The 17,757-nt window shown below is 76.5% G+C and carries 21 protein-coding genes and 1 tRNA gene; 7 read left to right on the forward strand and 15 right to left on the reverse strand.

Going from position 1 to position 17,757, the window contains the following annotated elements:
• Window positions 1–1,016: 1,016 nt before the first annotated feature.
• Window positions 1,017–1,703: a PaaI family thioesterase gene (locus ACI8AB_RS01120; protein ID WP_456948627.1), complete on the reverse strand. Its 687-nt coding sequence runs from the start codon at window positions 1,701–1,703 to the stop codon at window positions 1,017–1,019.
• Between the two features lie 49 nt (window positions 1,704–1,752).
• Window positions 1,753–2,907 carry an acyl-CoA dehydrogenase family protein gene (locus ACI8AB_RS01125; RefSeq protein ID WP_456948628.1) on the reverse strand — a complete coding sequence of 385 codons (1,155 nt, stop codon included), beginning with the start codon at window positions 2,905–2,907 and terminating at the stop codon, window positions 1,753–1,755.
• 190 nt (window positions 2,908–3,097) lie between these two features.
• Between ACI8AB_RS01125 and ACI8AB_RS01130 the strand changes: the two genes are divergently transcribed.
• The gene (locus tag ACI8AB_RS01130; protein ID WP_387985723.1) at window positions 3,098–3,637 is read left to right on the forward strand and encodes an STAS domain-containing protein; all 540 of its coding nucleotides are present in this window, start codon (window positions 3,098–3,100) and stop codon (window positions 3,635–3,637) included.
• A gap of 54 nt (window positions 3,638–3,691) precedes the next feature.
• Here the strand turns inward: ACI8AB_RS01130 and ACI8AB_RS01135 are convergent, their stop codons facing one another.
• Window positions 3,692–4,546 carry an aldo/keto reductase gene (locus ACI8AB_RS01135; protein ID WP_456948629.1) on the reverse strand — a complete coding sequence of 285 codons (855 nt, stop codon included), beginning with the start codon at window positions 4,544–4,546 and terminating at the stop codon, window positions 3,692–3,694.
• Window positions 4,547–4,675: 129 nt separating this feature from the next.
• Here ACI8AB_RS01135 and ACI8AB_RS01140 point away from each other — a divergent pair, with 129 nt between their 5' ends.
• Window positions 4,676–5,257, forward strand: a complete 582-nt coding sequence (locus tag ACI8AB_RS01140; protein WP_456948630.1) for a histidine phosphatase family protein — start codon at window positions 4,676–4,678, stop codon at window positions 5,255–5,257.
• On the opposite strand, the gene ACI8AB_RS01145 is transcribed toward ACI8AB_RS01140, so the two are convergent.
• Entirely contained in the window at window positions 5,235–6,332 is a 1,098-nt protein-coding gene (locus ACI8AB_RS01145; protein WP_456948631.1) for an EAL domain-containing protein, read from the reverse strand. The two genes, ACI8AB_RS01140 and ACI8AB_RS01145, sit on opposite strands and share 23 nt — an antisense overlap.
• A 121-nt stretch (window positions 6,333–6,453) precedes the next feature.
• Here ACI8AB_RS01145 and ACI8AB_RS01150 point away from each other — a divergent pair, with 121 nt between their 5' ends.
• Window positions 6,454–7,065, forward strand: coding sequence for a TetR/AcrR family transcriptional regulator (locus tag ACI8AB_RS01150; protein WP_456948632.1), 612 nt, complete (start codon window positions 6,454–6,456; stop codon window positions 7,063–7,065).
• Window positions 7,066–7,068: 3 nt separating this feature from the next.
• Here the strand turns inward: ACI8AB_RS01150 and ACI8AB_RS01155 are convergent, their stop codons facing one another.
• Together ACI8AB_RS01155 and ACI8AB_RS01160 are read right to left on the reverse strand one after the other, a co-directional pair.
• Window positions 7,069–7,521, reverse strand: coding sequence for a DUF427 domain-containing protein (locus ACI8AB_RS01155; protein ID WP_456948633.1), 453 nt, complete (start codon window positions 7,519–7,521; stop codon window positions 7,069–7,071).
• Window positions 7,522–7,574: 53 nt separating this feature from the next.
• Complete coding sequence (locus ACI8AB_RS01160; protein ID WP_387985736.1) at window positions 7,575–7,805, reverse strand: DUF3618 domain-containing protein; 231 nt, start codon at window positions 7,803–7,805, stop codon at window positions 7,575–7,577.
• 102 nt (window positions 7,806–7,907) lie between these two features.
• On the opposite strand from ACI8AB_RS01160, the gene ACI8AB_RS01165 reads away from it, so the two are divergent.
• Window positions 7,908–7,988 (forward strand) — tRNA-Leu (locus ACI8AB_RS01165).
• Here the strand turns inward: ACI8AB_RS01165 and ACI8AB_RS01170 are convergent.
• Window positions 7,940–8,956 (reverse strand): DUF6910 family protein, encoded by a 1,017-nt coding sequence (locus ACI8AB_RS01170; RefSeq protein ID WP_456948715.1) that lies wholly within the window; start codon window positions 8,954–8,956, stop codon window positions 7,940–7,942. The two genes, ACI8AB_RS01165 and ACI8AB_RS01170, sit on opposite strands and share 49 nt — an antisense overlap.
• A gap of 180 nt (window positions 8,957–9,136) precedes the next feature.
• On the opposite strand from ACI8AB_RS01170, the gene ACI8AB_RS01175 reads away from it, so the two are divergent.
• Window positions 9,137–10,105 (forward strand): hypothetical protein, encoded by a 969-nt coding sequence (locus ACI8AB_RS01175; RefSeq protein WP_456948634.1) that lies wholly within the window; start codon window positions 9,137–9,139, stop codon window positions 10,103–10,105.
• 16 nt (window positions 10,106–10,121) lie between these two features.
• On the opposite strand, the gene ACI8AB_RS01180 is transcribed toward ACI8AB_RS01175, so the two are convergent.
• The 5 genes from ACI8AB_RS01180 to rph form a co-directional block, all read right to left on the reverse strand.
• Window positions 10,122–10,283 carry a hypothetical protein gene (locus tag ACI8AB_RS01180; protein WP_387985743.1) on the reverse strand — a complete coding sequence of 54 codons (162 nt, stop codon included), beginning with the start codon at window positions 10,281–10,283 and terminating at the stop codon, window positions 10,122–10,124.
• A gap of 20 nt (window positions 10,284–10,303) precedes the next feature.
• Window positions 10,304–11,503, reverse strand: coding sequence for a glycosyltransferase family 2 protein (locus tag ACI8AB_RS01185; protein ID WP_456948635.1), 1,200 nt, complete (start codon window positions 11,501–11,503; stop codon window positions 10,304–10,306).
• 88 nt (window positions 11,504–11,591) lie between these two features.
• Entirely contained in the window at window positions 11,592–12,677 is a 1,086-nt protein-coding gene (locus tag ACI8AB_RS01190; RefSeq protein WP_456948636.1) for an HPP family protein, read from the reverse strand.
• Window positions 12,678–12,765: 88 nt separating this feature from the next.
• On the reverse strand, window positions 12,766–13,377 hold the full coding sequence (rdgB, locus tag ACI8AB_RS01195; RefSeq protein WP_387985749.1) for an RdgB/HAM1 family non-canonical purine NTP pyrophosphatase: 612 nt from the start codon (window positions 13,375–13,377) through the stop codon (window positions 12,766–12,768).
• Window positions 13,374–14,096: a ribonuclease PH gene (gene rph / locus ACI8AB_RS01200; RefSeq protein WP_456948637.1), complete on the reverse strand. Its 723-nt coding sequence runs from the start codon at window positions 14,094–14,096 to the stop codon at window positions 13,374–13,376. Before rph ends, rdgB begins: the two co-directional genes overlap by 4 nt.
• Window positions 14,097–14,171: 75 nt before the next feature.
• Between rph and ACI8AB_RS01205 the strand changes: the two genes are divergently transcribed.
• Both ACI8AB_RS01205 and bcp read left to right on the forward strand, forming a co-directional pair.
• Window positions 14,172–14,576, forward strand: a complete 405-nt coding sequence (locus tag ACI8AB_RS01205) for a YjbQ family protein (RefSeq protein ID WP_387985754.1) — start codon at window positions 14,172–14,174, stop codon at window positions 14,574–14,576.
• 48 nt (window positions 14,577–14,624) lie between these two features.
• Complete coding sequence (gene bcp, locus ACI8AB_RS01210) at window positions 14,625–15,107, forward strand: thioredoxin-dependent thiol peroxidase (protein ID WP_387985756.1); 483 nt, start codon at window positions 14,625–14,627, stop codon at window positions 15,105–15,107.
• Between the two features lie 4 nt (window positions 15,108–15,111).
• Here bcp and ACI8AB_RS01215 read toward each other — a convergent pair whose 3' ends face one another.
• The 3 genes from ACI8AB_RS01215 to ACI8AB_RS01225 form a co-directional block, all read right to left on the reverse strand.
• Entirely contained in the window at window positions 15,112–15,702 is a 591-nt protein-coding gene (locus tag ACI8AB_RS01215) for a QsdR family transcriptional regulator (protein ID WP_387985759.1), read from the reverse strand.
• A gap of 199 nt (window positions 15,703–15,901) precedes the next feature.
• The gene (locus ACI8AB_RS01220; RefSeq protein ID WP_456948638.1) at window positions 15,902–17,143 is read right to left on the reverse strand and encodes a low temperature requirement protein A; all 1,242 of its coding nucleotides are present in this window, start codon (window positions 17,141–17,143) and stop codon (window positions 15,902–15,904) included.
• A gap of 100 nt (window positions 17,144–17,243) precedes the next feature.
• Window positions 17,244–17,723 carry a DUF4262 domain-containing protein gene (locus tag ACI8AB_RS01225; RefSeq protein WP_456948639.1) on the reverse strand — a complete coding sequence of 160 codons (480 nt, stop codon included), beginning with the start codon at window positions 17,721–17,723 and terminating at the stop codon, window positions 17,244–17,246.
• Window positions 17,724–17,757: the final 34 nt, after the last annotated feature.

The raw sequence follows: 17,757 nt of genomic DNA on the forward strand, positions 1-17,757 counted from the left end.
AGCGCCGAGCCCGTCCAGTGCGGCACGGGCGCGGCGCAGCACCGCCGAGAGGATGGCACCGAGACCGCGAGACCCCCGTGCCGTGCCCGTGCGGCGGGGGGCGGGGCGGGATGGCGACCGAGGCCGGCCGGAACCCGGCGTGCGGCCGTCGGTGCGGCCGGCGTCGCGGGTTCGAGCCGGTCCGCCGTCTGCCCTGGCCTCGCGGCTCACCTCGGGCGTGCCGCCGGTCAGGTGCTTCTCGGCCCTCGCCGGGCGCCGTCGGTGCTCGGTGGGTGGCTGCGCCACGCGGGTGCCGGTGTCGGCACGTCGTCCGGTGACCGCGCGCGCGTCCCGACCGTGTCCGGCGTCACGACGGATCTGCCCGGCCCGAGCAGCACTGGCGGCCGGCCGCGTGACTGCGGCTGTGCCGGTCCGCGACGAGCCGGCGGTCCGCGTGGCACGGGCGGGGCTGCTCTGTGGACCAGCGGCCCGCGGCGTCGCACGCCGCTCGGGCGCCGCACGACGCTCCTGAGCCATACTGCGACGCCTCCCCCACTGTGAAGCGAGAACACGACCCGTCGCTGACCCTCGGAGGTACCCACCCGCGGCCCCACGTCAATCCTCCCGGTGCGGGCGTGGCGGCTCCATCCCGTTCTGCGCTGCTCCACCGAGGGGGGCCGGCCACGGGCGCCAAAGCCCAGGAGAGGTGATCCGCGCCGGGGGATGGTCGAGTGTCGGCCGCATGAGCTCACCGACGGGGCCTGGGTCCGCATCGAGCCGCTGCCAGCCCTGACCGGACGACAGGTGAGCGGTGGCGCGATCACCGGCAGGTGGTCGACGCGCTGCCGTGGCGCGCCCGCACCGGAGCGCCGTGGAGGCTGCCTGCCGGAGCGCTACGGGCCGTGACTGACCGCCCATGAGCAGCACTCACGTGGGAAGGGCGTCCGAGCCGGGCTCGTCCCGCAGTGGGCCGCTCAGGGACTCGGGCGGCAGGGACGGTTCGCGTGATCCGCGGGGGGGGGGGGGGCAGTGCCCGGTCAGGTGCGTGACGTCCAGGCGCCGACCGAGCGACCGGTGGCCGCGAAGACGTCGGCGGCCTGCTCCGCGCGCAGCGCCACGAACAGGCCCTCCGCCTCGGCGAGCACCACCTCGGGACTGTCCTCGGCCACCAGCCGGGCGTGTGCGGTGGTGCGCCGGCCGGCGGTCTCCCCCATCTCGGCGGTCACCAGCAGCGGCACCCCGAGGTGCACCGGGCGTCGGTACTTCACGGTGAGGGTCGCGGTCAGCCCGCCGCGGCCGGCGGCGCGCAGCGCGCGGGCCAGGACGTGGTCGAGCAGCGTGGCCACCACGCCGCCGTGCACCAGCCCGGGCGGCCCCTCGTGCGCCTTGCCCACGGTGACCCGGCCGGTCGCCGTCCCGTCGGGGGTGTCGGTGGCCACCAGCGGCGGCGCCACCGGGCTGCCCGGGCCGTACACCGGGCTGTACCAGCGCTCGCCGGTCTCGGGGTCGTCCACGCGGGCGATCTCGTGCAGGCCGCGGCCGGCCACCCGCAGCCGCGCCGCCAGCTCCCGCGCGACGGCGGCGGCCGCCTCGAGCTCGGCCTCCGGCACCTCCGTGCGGACGGCGGCGTCGACCAGCTCGCGCAGAGCGTCGCCGAGCTCGCCGACGGCCACCCGCCGGGCGGCCCGCTCCTCGGGTGACAGGCTGGAACGGCCCTCCTGCACGGACCCGCCCCGAGCGGCGGCGAGGGGCGGGGGGCAGGAGGGTCCCTCGTCAGCCACGCGGCATGCCGGCCGCGCGCAGCAGCCCGCCGCCGACGATGACCCGCTGCACCTCGCTGGTGCCCTCGTACAGCCGGTAGAGGCGGGCGTCGCGGTAGAAGCGCTCGACCGGCGTGGTCCGCAGGTAGCCCAGCCCGCCGTGCACCTGGACGGCGCGGTCGGTCGCCCGGCCGACCATCTCGCTGCACCACAGCTTCGCCGACGAGGGGCCGATCGAGGTGTCCTCGCCGGAGTCGTAGCGGGCGGCGACCTCGCGGACCATCGCCCTCCCCGCCAGGGTCTCGGCGTGCATGTCGGCGATCAGCGCCTGCACCAGCTGGAACCGGCCGATCGGGGCGCCGCCCTGCTTGGCGGTGGCGGCGTAGGCGACCGACTCGTCGAGCACCCGCTGCGCCATCCCCACGCACAGCGCCGCGATGTGCAGCCGGCCGCGGGACAGCACGGTGAGCGCCTTCGAGTAGCCGCGCCCCTCCTCACCGATCAGCGCGTCGGCCGGCACGTGGACGTCGTCGAAGAACACCTCCGAGGTCCACGCCCCGGACTGCCCCATCTTCCTGTCCTTGGGACCGAGCGTGACGCCGGGCGCCTCGGCGTCGACGACGAAGCTGGAGATCCCGCGGCCGCCCTTCTCCTGCGGGTCGGTCCGGGCGAAGACGACGAACAGGTCGGCCAGCGGGGCGTTGGTGATGTAGCGCTTGGCGCCGTTGAGGACCCAGCCGTCGCCGTCGCGGCGGGCGCTGGTGCGCAGGCCCGCGGGGTCGGAGCCGGCCTCGGCCTCGGTGAGCGCGAAGGAGCCGATGAGCTCGCCCGCGGCCAGCCGCGGCAGGTAGGCCTTCTTCTGCTCCTCGCTGCCGAATTTCGCGATCACCTGCCCCGCGATGCCGTTGTTCGTGCCGAACAGCGACCGGAAGGCCGGCGTCGTGTAGCCGAACTCGAACGCCAGCTCGACGTCCTCGCTCATGGAGACACCCAGGCCGCCGTACTCCTCGGGCAGCGCGTAGCCGAACAGTCCCATCTCCGCCGCCGCGCCGCGCAGCTCCTCGGGGATGCGGTCGTCGAGGTCGATCTCCTCCTCGCGCGGGACGACCACCTCCCGCACCAGCTGGCGAACCGCGTCCCGGATCTGCGTGAAGTCCTCGGCGTCCACGGCCCCATGGTGCCGCCCCGGGCGGCCTCCCGACGAGCCGGGGGTGCAACACCGCACCGGCGGTGTTACGGACACGCGAGAACGGAACGTCGTCGTCCGGACACACCCCGTTGCCGGTGACGGTCAGCGGCACTAGCGTCACGGACGGCACCCGAACCAGCGGCGCCGTGTCCTCCCCCCGGGAGCCCTCGTGCACCTCTCCGTCGCCGTCGTGCCCGCACCGGGCCAGGTCGTCGTCCGCCTGACCGGCGACGCCGGCCGCCCGACCCTCCCCCGCCTGGCCGCGGGCCTGACCCGCGCCGCCGAGCACGGCACCCCCAGCGTCGTCGTCGACGTGGCCGGCGCCCGCTTCCACGACCGCGCAGCGCTGCGGACCCTCGCCGGCTTCAGCGACACCCTCAGCGCCGCCGGCCGGCGGTGCCGGGTGGTCGGCGCGCCCGCGGCCACCCGGCGCCAGGTGGCCGAGGCCGGCCTCGCCGGCGTCCTCGAGCTCGACGGCCCGCTCACCGGCGCCGACCCGGTACGCCCCCTGCCGCGGCCGGCCCCGGAGTCCGGAACCGACCCGCGCCCCACGCAGCCCCTCCCCGTCGGGTCGCTGCTCGCGGCGGCGGGCCTGCCGGCCCCGGCGCCCGAGGAGGCCCCCCGGCCGCGGGCCGCGGCGCACCCGGTGCGGGGACCGGCCGGGGCGTCCCGCCGCCGTGTCCCCGTCCCGCTGGACCGCTGGCGCTGACCGCGCACGCGCCCCGGCCCGCACGCGGCGGACCGGGGCACGACCGGGCAGCGCCTACGCCAGGGCGTCCAGGCGGGCCATGTCCTCGTCGGAGAGGGTCAGCCGCGCCGCGCCCATGTTCTCGGTGAGGTGGTCTACCGACTTCGTGCCCGGGATGGGCAGCACCACCGGCGACTTCTGCAGCAGCCAGGCCAGCGCGACCTGCGCCGGGGTGGCGTCCAGCTCGCGGGCGATGTCGGCCACCGGGCTGTGCGGGGCGGCGAGGTCGCCGGTCGCGATCGGGAACCACGGGATGAACGCGATCCCGTGGGCGGTGGCGTGGTCCAGGACGTCCTGCGACTGCCGGTTGGTCAGGTTGTAGAGGTTCTGGACGCTGACGACGTCGACGATCTCGCGCGCCGCCTGCAGCTCCTCGACCGAGACCTCGGAGACGCCGATGTGGCGGACCTTGCCCTCGTCCTGCAGCTCCCTGAACGCGCCGAGCTGGTCGGCCAGCGGCACCTCGGCGTCGATGCGGTGCAGCTGGATGAGGTCGATGCGCTCCACCCGCAGGTGGCGCAGCGACAGCTCGACCTGCTGCTTGAGGTAGGCCGGGCGCCCGACCGGCGTCCAGATGCCCGGGCCCTGGCGGGTCAGGCCGGCCTTGGTGGCGATGACCAGGCCCTCCGGGTACGGGTGCAGCGCCTCGGCGATGACCTGCTCGCTGACGAACGGCCCGTAGGAGTCGGCGGTGTCGATGAGGTCGACGCCCTGCTCGACGGCGGCGCGGACCACCCGGAGAGCGGCGTCGCGGTCGGCCGGCTCGCCCCAGACGCCCGGGCCGGGCAGCTGCATGGCGCCGTAGCCGAGCCGGTGGACGGTGAGGTCGCCGCCGATGGCGAAGGTGTCGGCAGGTGCGGTGGCGGTCATGGACCCTCCCGGTGCGTGTGCCCCGGGCCGACTGCCCGGGGTCCCGCACCCCGCCAGCACGGCGGTCCGCGCCGGTCTTCCCGGCGCGCCGGCGGTGTGACCGGCGACACGGCGAGCGAGAGGACGGCGATGGGCGAGATCCTGGTGCTGCGGCACGGCGCGACCGAGTGGAGCAAGAGCGGCCAGCACACCGGCGTGACCGACCTGCCGCTGCTGCCCGAGGGCGAGGAGCGGGCCCGCTCCCTGGCCCCGGCGCTGGCCGAGCGGCACGTCGTCGAGGTGTGGACGAGTCCCCGGCAGCGCGCCCGGCGCACCGCCGAGCTGGCCGGGCTGACCGCCACCGCCGTCGACGAGGACCTCGTCGAGCTCGACTACGGCGGCTACGAGGGCCGCACCACCGCCGAGATCAGCGAGGAGCTCGGCCGCGAGTGGTCGGTCTGGCGCGACCCGGTGGTGGCGGGCGAGACCTCCGGCGAGACCCTCGAGCAGGTCGGCGAGCGGGTGGACCGGGTGCTGGCCCGGGCGCGGGCCCGGCTCGACGACGGCGACGTCGCCCTCGTCGCGCACGGGCACGTGCTGCGGGTCCTCACCGCGCGCTGGCTGGGCCTCGAGCCCGCCGCGGGAGCGCTGTTCGCGCTGCCGGCCGGCGCCTACGGCGTGCTCGGGCACGAGCACGCGCGCCCGGTGCTCACGGGATGGGGACTGGGCTGAGGTCCGCCGGCTCGACGGCGCCGGCGGGCGCGGCGGGCCGGCCGAACAACCAGCCCTGCGCGAGGTCGGCGCCCAGCGCCGCCACCTCCGCGGCCACCTGCTCGGTCTCCACCCCCTCCGCGACCACGACCGCCCCGAGCCGGTGCGCGTGCTCGGTCACCGTGCGCACCACCGCGCGGGCGCCGTCGTCGGGCAGCGCGGACACCAGCGCCCGGCCGAGCTTGACGACGTCGGGCCGGACGACGTCGAGCAGCGAGCGGCTGGACCACCCGGCGGCCACCTCGTCGAGGGCCACCCGCCAGCCGCGCTCGCGGTAGGACTCGAGGACGGCGAGCAGGTGCCCGCGGTCGGCGACGGCGGCCCGCTCCCCCACCTCCAGCACCAGCTGCCCCGGCTCCAGCCCCGCGGCCTCCAGCGCCTCGACGGTGCTGGCGAGGTCGGCGTCGGGGTGCAGCACCGAGGTGGGCCGGGTGTTGACGAACAGGTCGGCGCTCCCCAGCCAGCCCGCGGCGCCGGCGATGGCGCACTCGCGGCCGACCCGGTCCAGCCGGGTCAGCCAGCCCGCGGAGTCGGCGACGAAGAACAGGTCCCCGCCGTCGACGGTGCGGCCGTCGGAGTCGCCGCGCAGCAGCGCCTCGTGCGCGACGACGGCGCGGTCGGCCAGCGCCACGATCGGCTGGTACGCCGACCACAGCTCGGCCTCGGCGAGCACGCCGACCTCGGCGGTCACCCCGCGGCGGGCCAGCTCCTGCGCCAGGGTCGGCGCGGTGAGCAGGCCGAGGGTCAGCGCGGTGTACTCGTTGGCCGGGTCGGTGGCCACCCGCACGGCCTCGGCCTCGGCGCCGGTCAGCGCGCGGGAGAGCCGGTCGAAGAAGACCTCCACCCCGACGCCGTCGCGCTCGTCGGACAGGTCGAGCAGACCGGGGGCGGCGAAGACAGACAGCCCGGCCGACCGGGCGACGGCGGCCACGGCGGGCAGCACGTTCTCCTCCGCGGTCGCCAGCAGCACGCGGGTCGCGGCCTCGGGCAGGGGCCATTGCTCGCGCCGCCGCGCCGCGCCGATCGGACTCCCCACGCGCAGCAGGATGACCGACCCGCCCGGCCGGGGCGGGCAGGCGCGCGGACGAGGTCCGACCGTTCAGGATGCCGCGCCGCGGACCTGCCTGCACGCGGCGCGGAGGCCCTACTGTCGCTGCATGGCTGCTGTGATCACCGAGCCGCCGACGCGCACAGGCCGCGGCGGCCGACCACGGGACCCCAGCCGCGACGACGTCATCCGCGCGGCCATCCTCCGGCTGCTCGGGGAGGTCGGGTACGGCGCGCTGACCATGGACGCCGTGGCCGCGGAGGCCGGCGTCGGGAAGGCGACCATCTACCGCCGCTGGCGAACCAAGCAGGACCTCGTCGTCGACACCGTCTCCGACCTAAACCGGGCGTGGACGGTCACCGCCGACACCGGGTCGCTCGAGGGCGACCTGCGCCAGCTCGTGCACCGCATGGTGGAGATGATGGCCAGCCCGGTCGGGGCGGCCACCCGCTCGCTGCTCGCGGCGATGCAGCACGAGCCGGCGCTGATCGAGGCGTTCCGCGAGGGCCCGCTGGCCGTCTGGCGGCGGGCCTACGACGAGGTGTGGAACCGCGCCCAGGCGCGCGGCGAGGTGGGGCCCGGGCTGCCGCAGTCAATCCCCGCCGAGGCCACCACCGCGCTGCTCGTGCAGCGCTGGTTGGTCACCCGCGAGCCGGTGGACGCGGCCTACGCCGACGCCGTGCTCGAGACCGTGGTGCTCCCGCTGGTCCGCCGGGGCTGACGCTCACCAGCCGAGCGTGCCCGGCTCGCCCTTGAACGGGCCGACGACGTCCGCGGTGATCCAGCCGCCGTAGAAGTCCCCCGCCTGCGCGCGCACCTGCTCGCCGTCGACCAGCGCCCGGTCCACCCGACTCGGGTAGAACGCCACCGCGCCGCGCAGGTGCTCGTAGCCCGGGGCCGGGTCCTCGTAGGACCAGCCCACGGCCGGGTACCGCCGCCCGTCGACGACGGCGTCCCAGTAGGTGGCCCGCCCCTTCCACTCGCACCACGACGACCCGGCGGCCCGCTCGAGCACGCCGGGGGCGACGTCCTCGCGGGGCACGTAGTAGACCGGCGGGTGGCTGGTCTCGCAGACCCGCACCGCGCGGCCGGTCCCCGCGACCACCCGCCCGCCCAGCTCGACGACGACGCGGCGCGGCGTCACCTCCGCCGACGGCGGGCGCGGGTAGTCCCACACGGACTCCTGACCCGGGCCGACCGGGTCGCGGCGCGGCGGGCGCACGGTGCGGCTCAGTCGTTGCGGTGCCGGGCCTTCTGCACGACGACCAGCGTCACCAGCAGGCCGAGCGCGCCGACGGTGGCGCGCCCCGCCGTCGACTGCAGGAAGCGCACGACGGCGGCCTGCCCCTGGGCGCGCAGCCGCGTCGGGCTGCTCCGGTACGCCAACTGGTCCAGGGTGGCCGCCAGCGACTCACGGGCGGCGTCGATCTCCAGCTGGATCTCTCGAGGGTCGCGAGGCACGGCGACAGCCTGCCAGACACCGCGCCGACCGGCCCGTTCCGGCGATCAGCGGCACCCGCGCGGGCGATGCGCCCCCGGATGCGACCTAGACTCGGCGGCCACGCGGGAGTGGTGTAACGGCAGCCACGCCAGACTTAGGATCTGGTGCCCTCGGGCGTGCGGGTTCGACTCCCGCCTCCCGCACCCAGGGGTCGGCCCAGGCTCACGGTGAGCTCGACCTGCGGCGAGGCGAGCCCCGGGTCGTCGGCGTCGACCACCGCCAGCAGGCGCACCCGGTCGCCGTCCACGCCGCGCAGCGCCAGGCCCTCGACCTTCGCGACCCGGCCGTCCACCTCCGGCACCGGCGCGACGTCGAGCACCCGCCCGTGCTCGGCCAGGACCAGCGCCGCGGCCACCACCGGGCCGTCGTCGACGGCGTTCGGCGTGTCCTCCGCGGCCGCGGACAGCAGCTCCCGGCCGTCGGGCAGGGCGACGGCGTCGGTGACGGCGAGCCCGACGCCGGCGACCTCGCCGAGGTCGAGGGCGTGCACCGGCCCCAGCGGCACCGAGCCGGGGTCCGCGCGCCCGAGCACGGCCGCCACCAGCGGCGCCAGCGGGACCTCGACGCAGGCGTTCGGCACCCCGGCGGCGCGGTTGCCGCGCTGGTACCAGCGGAGGACGTCGCCCACGCGGGCGGCGCCCTCCAGGTTCCGCTGCCCGTCCGGCACCCCGAGGCGGTCGCCGACCGCGGCGTACAGCGGCCCGAGGTCGGCCGCCCGGGCGGAGGGCCGGTCGCCGTCGACGGCGGCCAGCACCCCGCGGGTGCGCCGCCGCGTGGACCCCGACCCGAGCAGCAGCACCGCGGGCCGCCCGTCGGCCTCCACCGGGCAGGCCGTCTCCAGGTCGGGCTTGAGGGACTTGGTCCCGGCCGCCTCGGAGAAGCGGTCGTGCCCCTCGACCGGCGGCAGCAGCCGCACCGGGACCACGCCGCCCGGGCGCTGCCAGGCCGCGGACGTGGCGTCGTCCTGGACGACGAGCCAGCCGTCGCCCAGCGGCGCGAGGCCCGAGGCCGCGGTCACCGGCGTCCCGTCGTCGAAGCGGAGCTCGCGGACAGCGGTGAGGTCGACGCGCACGGGCACGGGGTGCCCGCTCCCCTGCAGCCCCACGCGCACGACCGCTGGGACCGGATCACACAACTGTCTTTCCGCAGCTCAGCACGCTGAAGCCGGTCCGGGGCCGCTGCACGGGCGCCGCATCCGACGTAGCCTCGGATCGGCCGGCCGCACGACGGGGTGCCCGGGACCGGTCCTCTTCCCCGCACACCGTCCTCCGGACACGACCCGTCGGAGCCCATGACCTCCCCGCGCACCGATACCAGCACCTCCCCCGGTACGGACCCCGAGCCGGTCCCCGACAAGCCCCGCGCCTCGCTCACCGTCACCCAGGTGGCGGCCGGCGCCCTGGCCGCGGTGTCCGCGGCGGTCCTCGCCTCGTTCTTCGGAGTCGCCGGCACGGTGATCGGCGCGGCGCTGGTCAGCGTGGTCAGCACCGTCGGCTCCGCGCTCTACAGCGCCTCCCTGAACCGCACCGGCGAGAAGCTGCGGAAGGCCCGCGAGCAGCTGGCGACCCGGCCCGCCTCCGCGGCCGGCGAGGCGCCGACCCGGGCGATGCCCGCGGCCGGGCCGGCGGCCGGTGAGGCGGCGACCCGCGAGCTGCCCGCGCACCTGGACCCGCGCCGGGCCCCGGCACCGCGCAGGCGGATCCGCTGGCCGCGGGTGGCGGCGTACGCGGCCGCGGTCTTCGTGCTGGCCATGGGGATCGTCACGGCGATCGAGCTGGTCGGTCAGAAGCCGGTGTCGGCGCTGGTCGGCGGGTCCGACACCTCGTCGTCGTCCACCACGATCGGCGAGCTGTCCAACGCCTCGTCCTCGCGGGACCTGGCGCCGTCGGACTCCGACCCGACCACGCCGACGACCGGGGCGCCGGCCACGGGGACGCCCGGGGACGCCGGGGAGAGCGCGACCCCGCCCGAGGAGTCCGCGCCCGCCGGTGAGAGCGGCAGCGACGACGGCACCGACAGCGGCACCGGCGAGGACACCGAGGGCGGCAGCGGCGGCGACACGGACGGCGGCACGGACGGCGGCACGGAGGAGTCCGCGCCCGCCGAGCCGTCGACGCAGGCACCGGGGACCGACCCGGACAGCGGCAGCGGCAGCGGCTCCGGCAGCGGCTCCGGCAGCGGCTCCGGCGGCGGCTCGGGCTCCGGGTCGGGCACCGAGCCGCAGGCCGAGGCGGACAGCGGGGCGCAGCCGGCCGCCTGAGCCGGCCGCCCCGCCGTCAGTCCTTCGCCCGCCGGGGGACCAGCTTGAGCAGCGCCAGCCCGGCGAACAGCAGGGTGACGCCGGCGACCACGACCGCCAGCGCGTCGAAGCCGGTGGAGGCGAGGGCGGTCGACCCGCCCACGCCGCTGGCCGTCACGTAACCCGCCTTGCTGTACACGTGCACCTCCTCTCGGTGGGTCAGCCCGCCGCGGGGGCCGCGACGTGGTGCCAGGTGGCCTCCCGGCGGCGGACGACGTCCACCAGGGAGCGGACGAAGACGGCCTGGATGAACAGGTCGTAGACCAGTTCGACGACCAGGGGCAGCGCCAGCAGCAGCGCCCGCGGGCCGCCCCGGCGGACGGTCACCAGCCGCTCGGCCAGGAAGACCAGGCCGACCGAGGCCCAGAACGGGTCCAGGTGCAGGCCGCCGTCGCGCGCGAGGACCAGCACGGTGAGCAGCAGGTAGGCCTGGAAGGCGAGGACGCCGAGACCGATGCCGAGCTGCTGGCCCCAGTAGCGCAGGGTGACCCGGGTGAGCCCGTAGTGCCGGAGGTTCTCCAGGGCACCGCGCTGCCACCGCATGCGCTGCTTCCACAGGTCACGCCAGGTCGGCATGATCTCGGTGACCACCGAGCACGCCGCCGGGCTGGTCATGCGCCAGCCCAGGGTCTTGAGTGCGAGGGTCAGCTCGTTGTCCTCGGTCAGCGCGAGGGTGTCGTAGACCTGCCCCTCCCGGCCGGGCAGCGTGGTGCCACGGGCGGCGGCGACCTCCCGCAGCGCCCGGACGCGGAACAGCGTGCCCGTGCCGGTCAGCACCATCACGCGGCCGGTCCGCGAGACGTCGCGGCTGTACCGGAGGTACTCGTTGCGCTGCAGCTGCCCGAGCAACCCCGCCCCGGGGTGCCCGTAGAACAGACCCCCGGCAGCGCCGATCCGCGGCGAGGACTCGAGGCTGGCCGCGGCGGCCTCGAGGAAGCCGGGCGCGAGCTCGGTGTCGGCGTCCATCACGAGGACGAGGTCGTCGTCGCGCAGGTCGGGCGTGGGGCCGGCGGGGCCGTCCTCCGCCGCGCCCCTGCGCCGGTCGGGGCCTCGCCGCGGGTCGTCGGAGGCGCCCCGCCGGTCGGCGGTGGCGGTGCGGCGGAACCGCTGCACGATCGCCTGGTTGAGGGCGCCGGCCTTCTTGTCGGTGTTGCCGACGGTCTCGTAGACCTCGGCCCCGCGCTCGCGCGCGATCCGGGCGGTGTCGTCGGTGCAGTTGTCGGCGACGACGACCACGCGGTCGGGACGGCGCGTCTGCCGCTGCAGCGCGTCGAGGGTGTCCCCGATGTTCGCGGCCTCGTCGTGCGCCGGGATCAGCACGACCAGCCGCGCCGCCGGACGCCCGTCGTCCCCTGCCATGCCCGCCCCCTGCCGTCGGCCCGTCAGGAGGTCAACGGCAGCCCGAGGCGGATCCCGCAGCCGGCGCCGACGGGACCACCCGTACGGGTCAGGAGCCGACCAGCGCCCGGTGCAGGACGGCGACGAGCTCCGCGCGGGTGACGATCCCGGCGAGCCGGTCGTCGGCGTCGACCACCGGCAGGTGCCGCAGCCCGCGGTCGGCCATCAGCCCGACCAGCTCGGAGACCGGGGTGTCGGCGCCGACGGTGGTGACCGGGCTGGTCATGACCTTCGCGACCGGGTCGAAGTCCACGACGTCGAGGTTGAACAGGTCGTGGACGGTGACGATCCCGACGACCCGGCGGTCGGGCGTGACCACCGGCAGGGCCTTCACCGCGTGCTGGTTCATGAGCATCCGGGCGCGGTAGAGCGTCTCGTCGGGCTGCACGGTCCGCACGTCGCGCTCCATCAGCGCGCCCACGCGCAGCTGCCCGAGCCGGCGGTCCAGGGCGTGCGCCTCGGCGTCGCGGACCAGCGCCAGCACGTCGCCGGGCAGCACGTCCAGGCCGCGGTCCAGCCGCTGCATCGCCGCCGCGACGTCCTCGGCCTGCAGCCCGACCCGCTCGGTGGGCGGCGCCCCGGGCCCGGTGTGCGGCGGCTCGGGCACGTGCGGGTAGGGCCGGCCGGTCAGGTTGTTCACCAGCGCGGCCACGAGCAGCAGCACGAGGGTGTCGACGCCGACCGGCCACAGCGCGAACGCCCAGCCGTGGTCGGCGACCGCCGCCCCGCCGACCGCGGTGAACAGCGCGCAGGCGCCGCCTGGCGGGTGCACGCAGCGCAGCACCATCATCAGCGGGACCGCCACGCCGACGGCGACCGCCGCGGCCAGCGTGACGTCGTCGAGCAGCTTGCCCGCCGCGACGCCGACCAGCGTGGACACCGTGTTGCCGGCGAGCACGGGATAGGGCTGGGCCAGCGGGCTGGCCGGCGCGGCGAACAGCAGCACCGCGGTGGCGCCCATCGGCGCGACGATCCACGGCAGCCCGGCCGGCCCGCCCGGGACCGCGGAGGCGGTCAGGGCGGCCAGCGCGATGCCAGCCAGTGCGCCCAGCCCGCCGCGCAGCACCTCCGAGCGGCGGTAGCCCACCGGCGAGGGCCGCAGCCCGGTCCTCCACGCCCCGACGTCCGCGCGCACCCGGCTCCCCTCCCGCGGGCCCCCGCCCGCCGCGGGCGTGGACCCTACGTCGTCGGGGCGGTGCCGAGGTGCCGCCGCGGCGCGGCGGTCAGGCCGCGCCGAGCGTCTGCGCGATCACCGGGACCAGCGCGGCGAAGGCCTGCCCGCGGTGGCTGCGGGCGTCCTTCTCCGCGGGCTCGAGCTCGGCGGCGGTGCGGTCCAGGCCGTCGGCGACGAACACCGGGTCGTAGCCGAAGCCGTTGCTGCCGCGCGGCTCGCGGACCACCCGGCCGCGCCACTGCCGCTCGACGACCGACTCCGCGCCGTCCGGGGTGACCAGGGCGGCGGCGCACACGAACGCCCCGCCGCGCCGCTCGTCGGGGACGTCGCGGATCTGGCCGAGCAGCAGCGCGGTGTTGGCGGCGTCGTCGCCGTGCCGGCCCGACCAGCGCGCGGAGAGCACTCCGGGCATCCCGTTGAGCGCGTCGACGGCGAGACCGGAGTCGTCGGCCACCGCGGGCAGGCCCGTGTACCGGACCGCCTCGCGCGCCTTGAGCAGCGCGTTCTCCGCGAACGTCGCGCCGGTCTCGGGGGCCTCCGGGTACTCGGGGACGTCGCGCAGGCCGACCACCTCGATGCCCGGGACGGCGTCGGTCAGCAGCCGCTGCAGCTCGGCGAGCTTGCCGGCGTTGCGGGTGGCCAGCAGCAGGCGGGTGGTCATCGCTGCAGCACCTCCTGCTGGACACGGGTGAGCTCGGCGCACCCGGCGACGGCGAGGTCGAGCAGCCGGTCGAGGGTGGGCCGGTCGAACACCGCGCCCTCGGCGGTGCCCTGCACCTCGACGAACCCGCCCTCGCCGGTGCAGACGACGTTCATGTCGGTGCCGGCGCGCACGTCCTCCTCGTAGGCGAGGTCCAGCCGCGGCTCGCCGTCGACCACGCCGACGCTGACCGCCGCCACCGACTGCACGATCGCGTTCTTCTTCGCCGGCTTCCGGCGGTCGGCCAGCCACGCGACGGCGTCGGCGAGGGCGACGTAGGCGCCGGTGATGGCCGCCGTGCGGGTGCCGCCGTCGGCCTGCAGGACGTCGCAGTCGATGGCGACGCTGTTCTCCCCCAGCGCCGCGAGGTCGATCGAGGCGCGCAGCGAGCGGCCGATGAGCCGGCTGATCTCGTGGGTGCGCCCGCCGATGCGGCCCTTGACCGACTCGCGGTCGCCCCGGGTGTGCGTGGCGCGCGGCAGCATCGCGTACTCGGCGGTGACCCAGCCCAGGCCCGAGCCCTTCCGCCAGCGCGGCACGCCCTCGGTGACGCTGGCCGCGCACAGCACGCGGGTGCGGCCGAACTCGACGAGCACCGAGCCCTCGGCGTGGTCGAGCCAGTTGCGGGTGATGGTCACCGGGCGGAGCTGGTCGGCCGCGCGGCCGTCGGGGCGGGTCACGGGCACCGAGCCTATCGACGCCGGCACGCCGTCCTCGCGGCGAGATGCCGCGATCGGCGTGCCACGATCGACGACGTGCGATCGGAGCTGCGGACGGTGCGGACCGGCGGCGAGCCGGTGGTGGTCGACCTGACCGGCGAGTGCGAGGACTTCGTCCGGCAGGAGGACGACGGCCTGCTGTCCGTGTTCGTCCCGCACGCCACGGCCGGGCTCGCGGTCATCGAGACCGGCGCGGGCAGCGACGACGACCTGCTCGCCCAGCTCGACGAGCTGCTGCCCCGCGACGGCCGCTGGCGCCACCGGCACGGCAGCCCCGGCCACGGGCGCGACCACGTGCTGCCGGCGTTCGTGCCACCGCACCTGAGCGTGCCGGTGCTCGGCGGCCGGCTGCAGCTGGGCACCTGGCAGCGGATCTGCCTGGTCGACCCCAACGGCGACAACCCCGAGCGGCAGGTGCGGCTGTCGTTCCTCCGCGGCTGACGCCCCTGCTCCCCGACCCCGCCGGGCGGGCACGGCATCATGCCGGGCATGACCGAGACCGCTTCCGTCCGCCTCGCGCCCGGTGACCCGGCGCCGGACTTCACGCTGCCCGACGCCGACGGCACCCCGGTCTCCCTCGCCGACCGCCGCGGCCGCCGGGTGATCGTCTACTGCTACCCCGCCGCCCTCACCCCGGGCTGCACCACCCAGGCCGTCGACTTCACCGCCGCCGCCGGCGAGCTGGCCGAGGCCGGGCTGGACATCATCGGCATCTCCCCCGACCCGCCGGAGAAGCTGCAGCGCTTCCGCGAGCAGGAGGGCCTGGGCATCACGCTGCTGTCCGACCCGGACAAGCGCGTGCTCACCGCCTACGGCGCCTTCGGCACCAAGAAGCTCTACGGCAAGGAGGTGCAGGGCGTCATCCGCTCGACCTTCGTCGTCGACGCCGAGGGCCGCATCGAGCGGGCCGCCTACAACGTCAAGGCCACCGGGCACGTGGCGAAGCTGCGCCGCGACCTCGGCCTGGGCTGAGCGCTCAGTCCCCGCGGACGCCGAGCACGCCGGTCACCAATGCGTCGACGACCGTCGTCGCGGCCTTGAGGTCGGGGTCGCGGGCGACCATGACGTCGGAGTAGAGGAACGACTCCCCCAGCCGGACGACGGCGTAGGCCAGCACCGGCAGGGGCACCTCCGGCGTCAGCCCGCGCTCCTCGACGTCGCGCTCGAACAGCGCGGTGTAGGCCTCGACCAGCCGCGGCTGCACCCGGCCGCGCGGGTCGGTGAGGACGCGCATCGCGGTGGTCGGCTCGTCGTCGATGAAGCGGCGCAGCGACGACGCGGTGCCCAGGACGTGGCGGTAGTCCTCGATGATCGCCAGGCTGCGCAGCCGGGCCGCGGGCTCCGCGCCCTCGGGCCGGGCGTCGTGCGCCTCCGCGGCTCGACGCAGCGTGCGCTCGGCCAGCCACCACATCGCCTCGCCGAGGATGGCGTCCCGGTTGCCCACCCGGCGGAACAGCGTCACCCGCGAGATGCCCAGCTGGGCGGAGAGGGTCGTGGTGTCGAGCCGCTCGCCGTCGAGGAGGGTCCGCGCCGCCCGGCGGACGACCTCCTCACGCGGCGCGATCACGGCAGCAGCGTAGGCGCGGGCGTCCGGCGTCGACACGGCCCCGGCACCGGCCTCACCCGCCGGCGGGAGGGTGGCCACCGCACGTGCACGGCGGCCGTCCCCGTCGTCAGGACACGGGCCGGGCCGGTGCACCGCGAGTGCCGGGTGCCGGTGTCCACGCACCGCTCCTGGCGCGGCGGCCGGGCACGGGTGGAGGCGGTCACCCGTGCTCGGCGGCCGCCTCCGCCCGCACCCGCGCCCGCGCGTCGGCGTAGCGGACCACCTCGAAGCTCAGCAGCGCCACCAGGACCGCGGCGAGCACCGCGAGCTGCGCCAGCGCCGGCAGGGGCGCCACGGCCAGGGGCGCGAGCAGCAGCACCACCGCGACGACGGCCCGCGGCCGGTTGACCGACCCGACGTTGCGCAGCCGGAAGGCCAGGTGCGCCAGCAGGTACACCGCGACGCCGGCGTAGAGCGACCACAGGCCCGTCCCCTTCAGCGGGTCGGTCAGGTCGTGGTGCTCGACGTCGCCGACGTACTCGGCGACCTTCTTCAGCCCGAGGGCGAGGAAGATGATCCCGGCGATCATCGGGAAGTGCAGGTAGGTGTAGGAGTCGCGGGCCAGCCGGACCCGGTCCACGCCCTGCCTGCCGGCCAGCACCCGCTCCGCCACCGGGGCGACCACGTCGAAGTAGGACCACCACAGGCACACGCTCACCGTGAGTCCGAGGAGCGCGACGGCCGCGATCGGCAGGGTCAGCGGCAGGTCGGTGACCCCCACGCCGACCGCGATGATCGACTCGCCGAGGGCGATGATCACGATGAGGCCGTGCCGCTCGGCGTAGTGCCGCGGCGCCGGCAACCGCCAGTCGGTGCCGGAGACGTAGATCCCGGTGTAGTCGACCAGCAGCGCCAGGACCCACAGCAGCGTCTGGGTGGTCCCGCCGGCCAGCGCCCCGGCCACCAGGAGCCCGGCGGCCAGGACGACCGGGACCGCGGTCCGCAGCAGCTGCCGGCGCAACCCGGCGTCGTCCCCCGCCGCGACGAGGTAGACCGCGAGGTGACCCAGACGCACCACGGCGATGCACGCGGCCAGCACCAGCGGGGCGCTGAACCCGTCGCCCTCGTCGCGCCACGCCTCCGGGATCGACAGCGCGACGAGGAACAGCGCCCCCATCACCGTGATCAGCGCACCGCGGACGACGCCCTCGTCGGCCCGGGCCTGGTTCCCGAGCCACGCGTAGCTGCTCCAGGCCCACCACAGCAGCGCGAGGACGAGCAGGCCGCGCACCGCGCTGCGCCAGCCGATGTCCTCGGCCATGAAGGCGGTGACCTGGGTGATCGCGAAGACGAAGACCAGGTCGAAGAAGAGCTCCAGCGTGGTGACCGTGTGGTGCTCCGTCGTCGGCATCACCCGGGCGTGGGCGCGCACCCCGGACGGTCGATCGGCTCGCGCGGTCACGTGCACCTCCCGCCCGCCGGGCGCGTCCCGGCATCCCGCGACGCGGGCCATCCTGGCCCCTCCCGGCGCCCGGGACGAGAGGCGTTCTCCCAGGGCGGACTCAGGCCGTCCACGTGCCCGGTCGGGGCTGCCCGCACCGGCCGGCGTCCCAGCCCGGGTCCCACGGGAAGCACCCGGCGGGCGAGGCCCAGGTGAGCACGTGCGCCGGCACCGAGTACTCGGCCGGCCGCCGGTACCAGCGGTTGGCGCCGAGCAGCACCTCGCCCGGGTTCGGGCACTCCTCCACGACCAGCTCCTCCCGGCCGGCCTCGAGCAGCTCCCCGGGCACCAGCGACCGGCCGGCCACGACCTCGCGGGCCACCGCGTCGAGCATGGAGTGCGTGGCGGAGGTCCCGCGCCCGACGACCACCAGCTCGGGGTGGCCGAGGCCGAACAGGCCGATGGTGTAGCCGAACGCCGGCTCGTCGGGACGGTCCCCCGGCCCGACGTACTGGACGGCGAAGCGGGCGCGGCGGACGACGGCGGCGAGGTGGGCGTCCTCCTGGTCGAGCCAGGCGGTGGTCTGCGGGTCGTGCGTCATGCCCGGGAGCCTGCGGGTCGGCACCGACAGGACG

This window comes from Geodermatophilus sp. SYSU D00698 (genome assembly GCF_054050335.1).

Excerpts from the sequence above, each read along its gene's own strand:
- ACI8AB_RS01185 (WP_456948635.1), bottom strand. The coding sequence starts at position 11,503 with ATGGCAGGGGACGACGGGCGTCCGGCGGCGCGGCTGGTCGTGCTGATC.
- bcp (WP_387985756.1), top strand. The coding sequence starts at position 14,625 with ATGACCGAGACCGCTTCCGTCCGCCTCGCGCCCGGTGACCCGGCGCCG.
- ACI8AB_RS01140 (WP_456948630.1), top strand. The coding sequence starts at position 4,676 with ATGGGCGAGATCCTGGTGCTGCGGCACGGCGCGACCGAGTGGAGCAAG.
- ACI8AB_RS01175 (WP_456948634.1), top strand. The coding sequence starts at position 9,137 with ATGACCTCCCCGCGCACCGATACCAGCACCTCCCCCGGTACGGACCCC.
- ACI8AB_RS01150 (WP_456948632.1), top strand. The coding sequence starts at position 6,454 with ATGGCTGCTGTGATCACCGAGCCGCCGACGCGCACAGGCCGCGGCGGC.
- rdgB (WP_387985749.1), bottom strand. The coding sequence starts at position 13,377 with ATGACCACCCGCCTGCTGCTGGCCACCCGCAACGCCGGCAAGCTCGCC.
- ACI8AB_RS01225 (WP_456948639.1), bottom strand. The coding sequence starts at position 17,723 with ATGACGCACGACCCGCAGACCACCGCCTGGCTCGACCAGGAGGACGCC.
- ACI8AB_RS01135 (WP_456948629.1), bottom strand. The coding sequence starts at position 4,546 with ATGACCGCCACCGCACCTGCCGACACCTTCGCCATCGGCGGCGACCTC.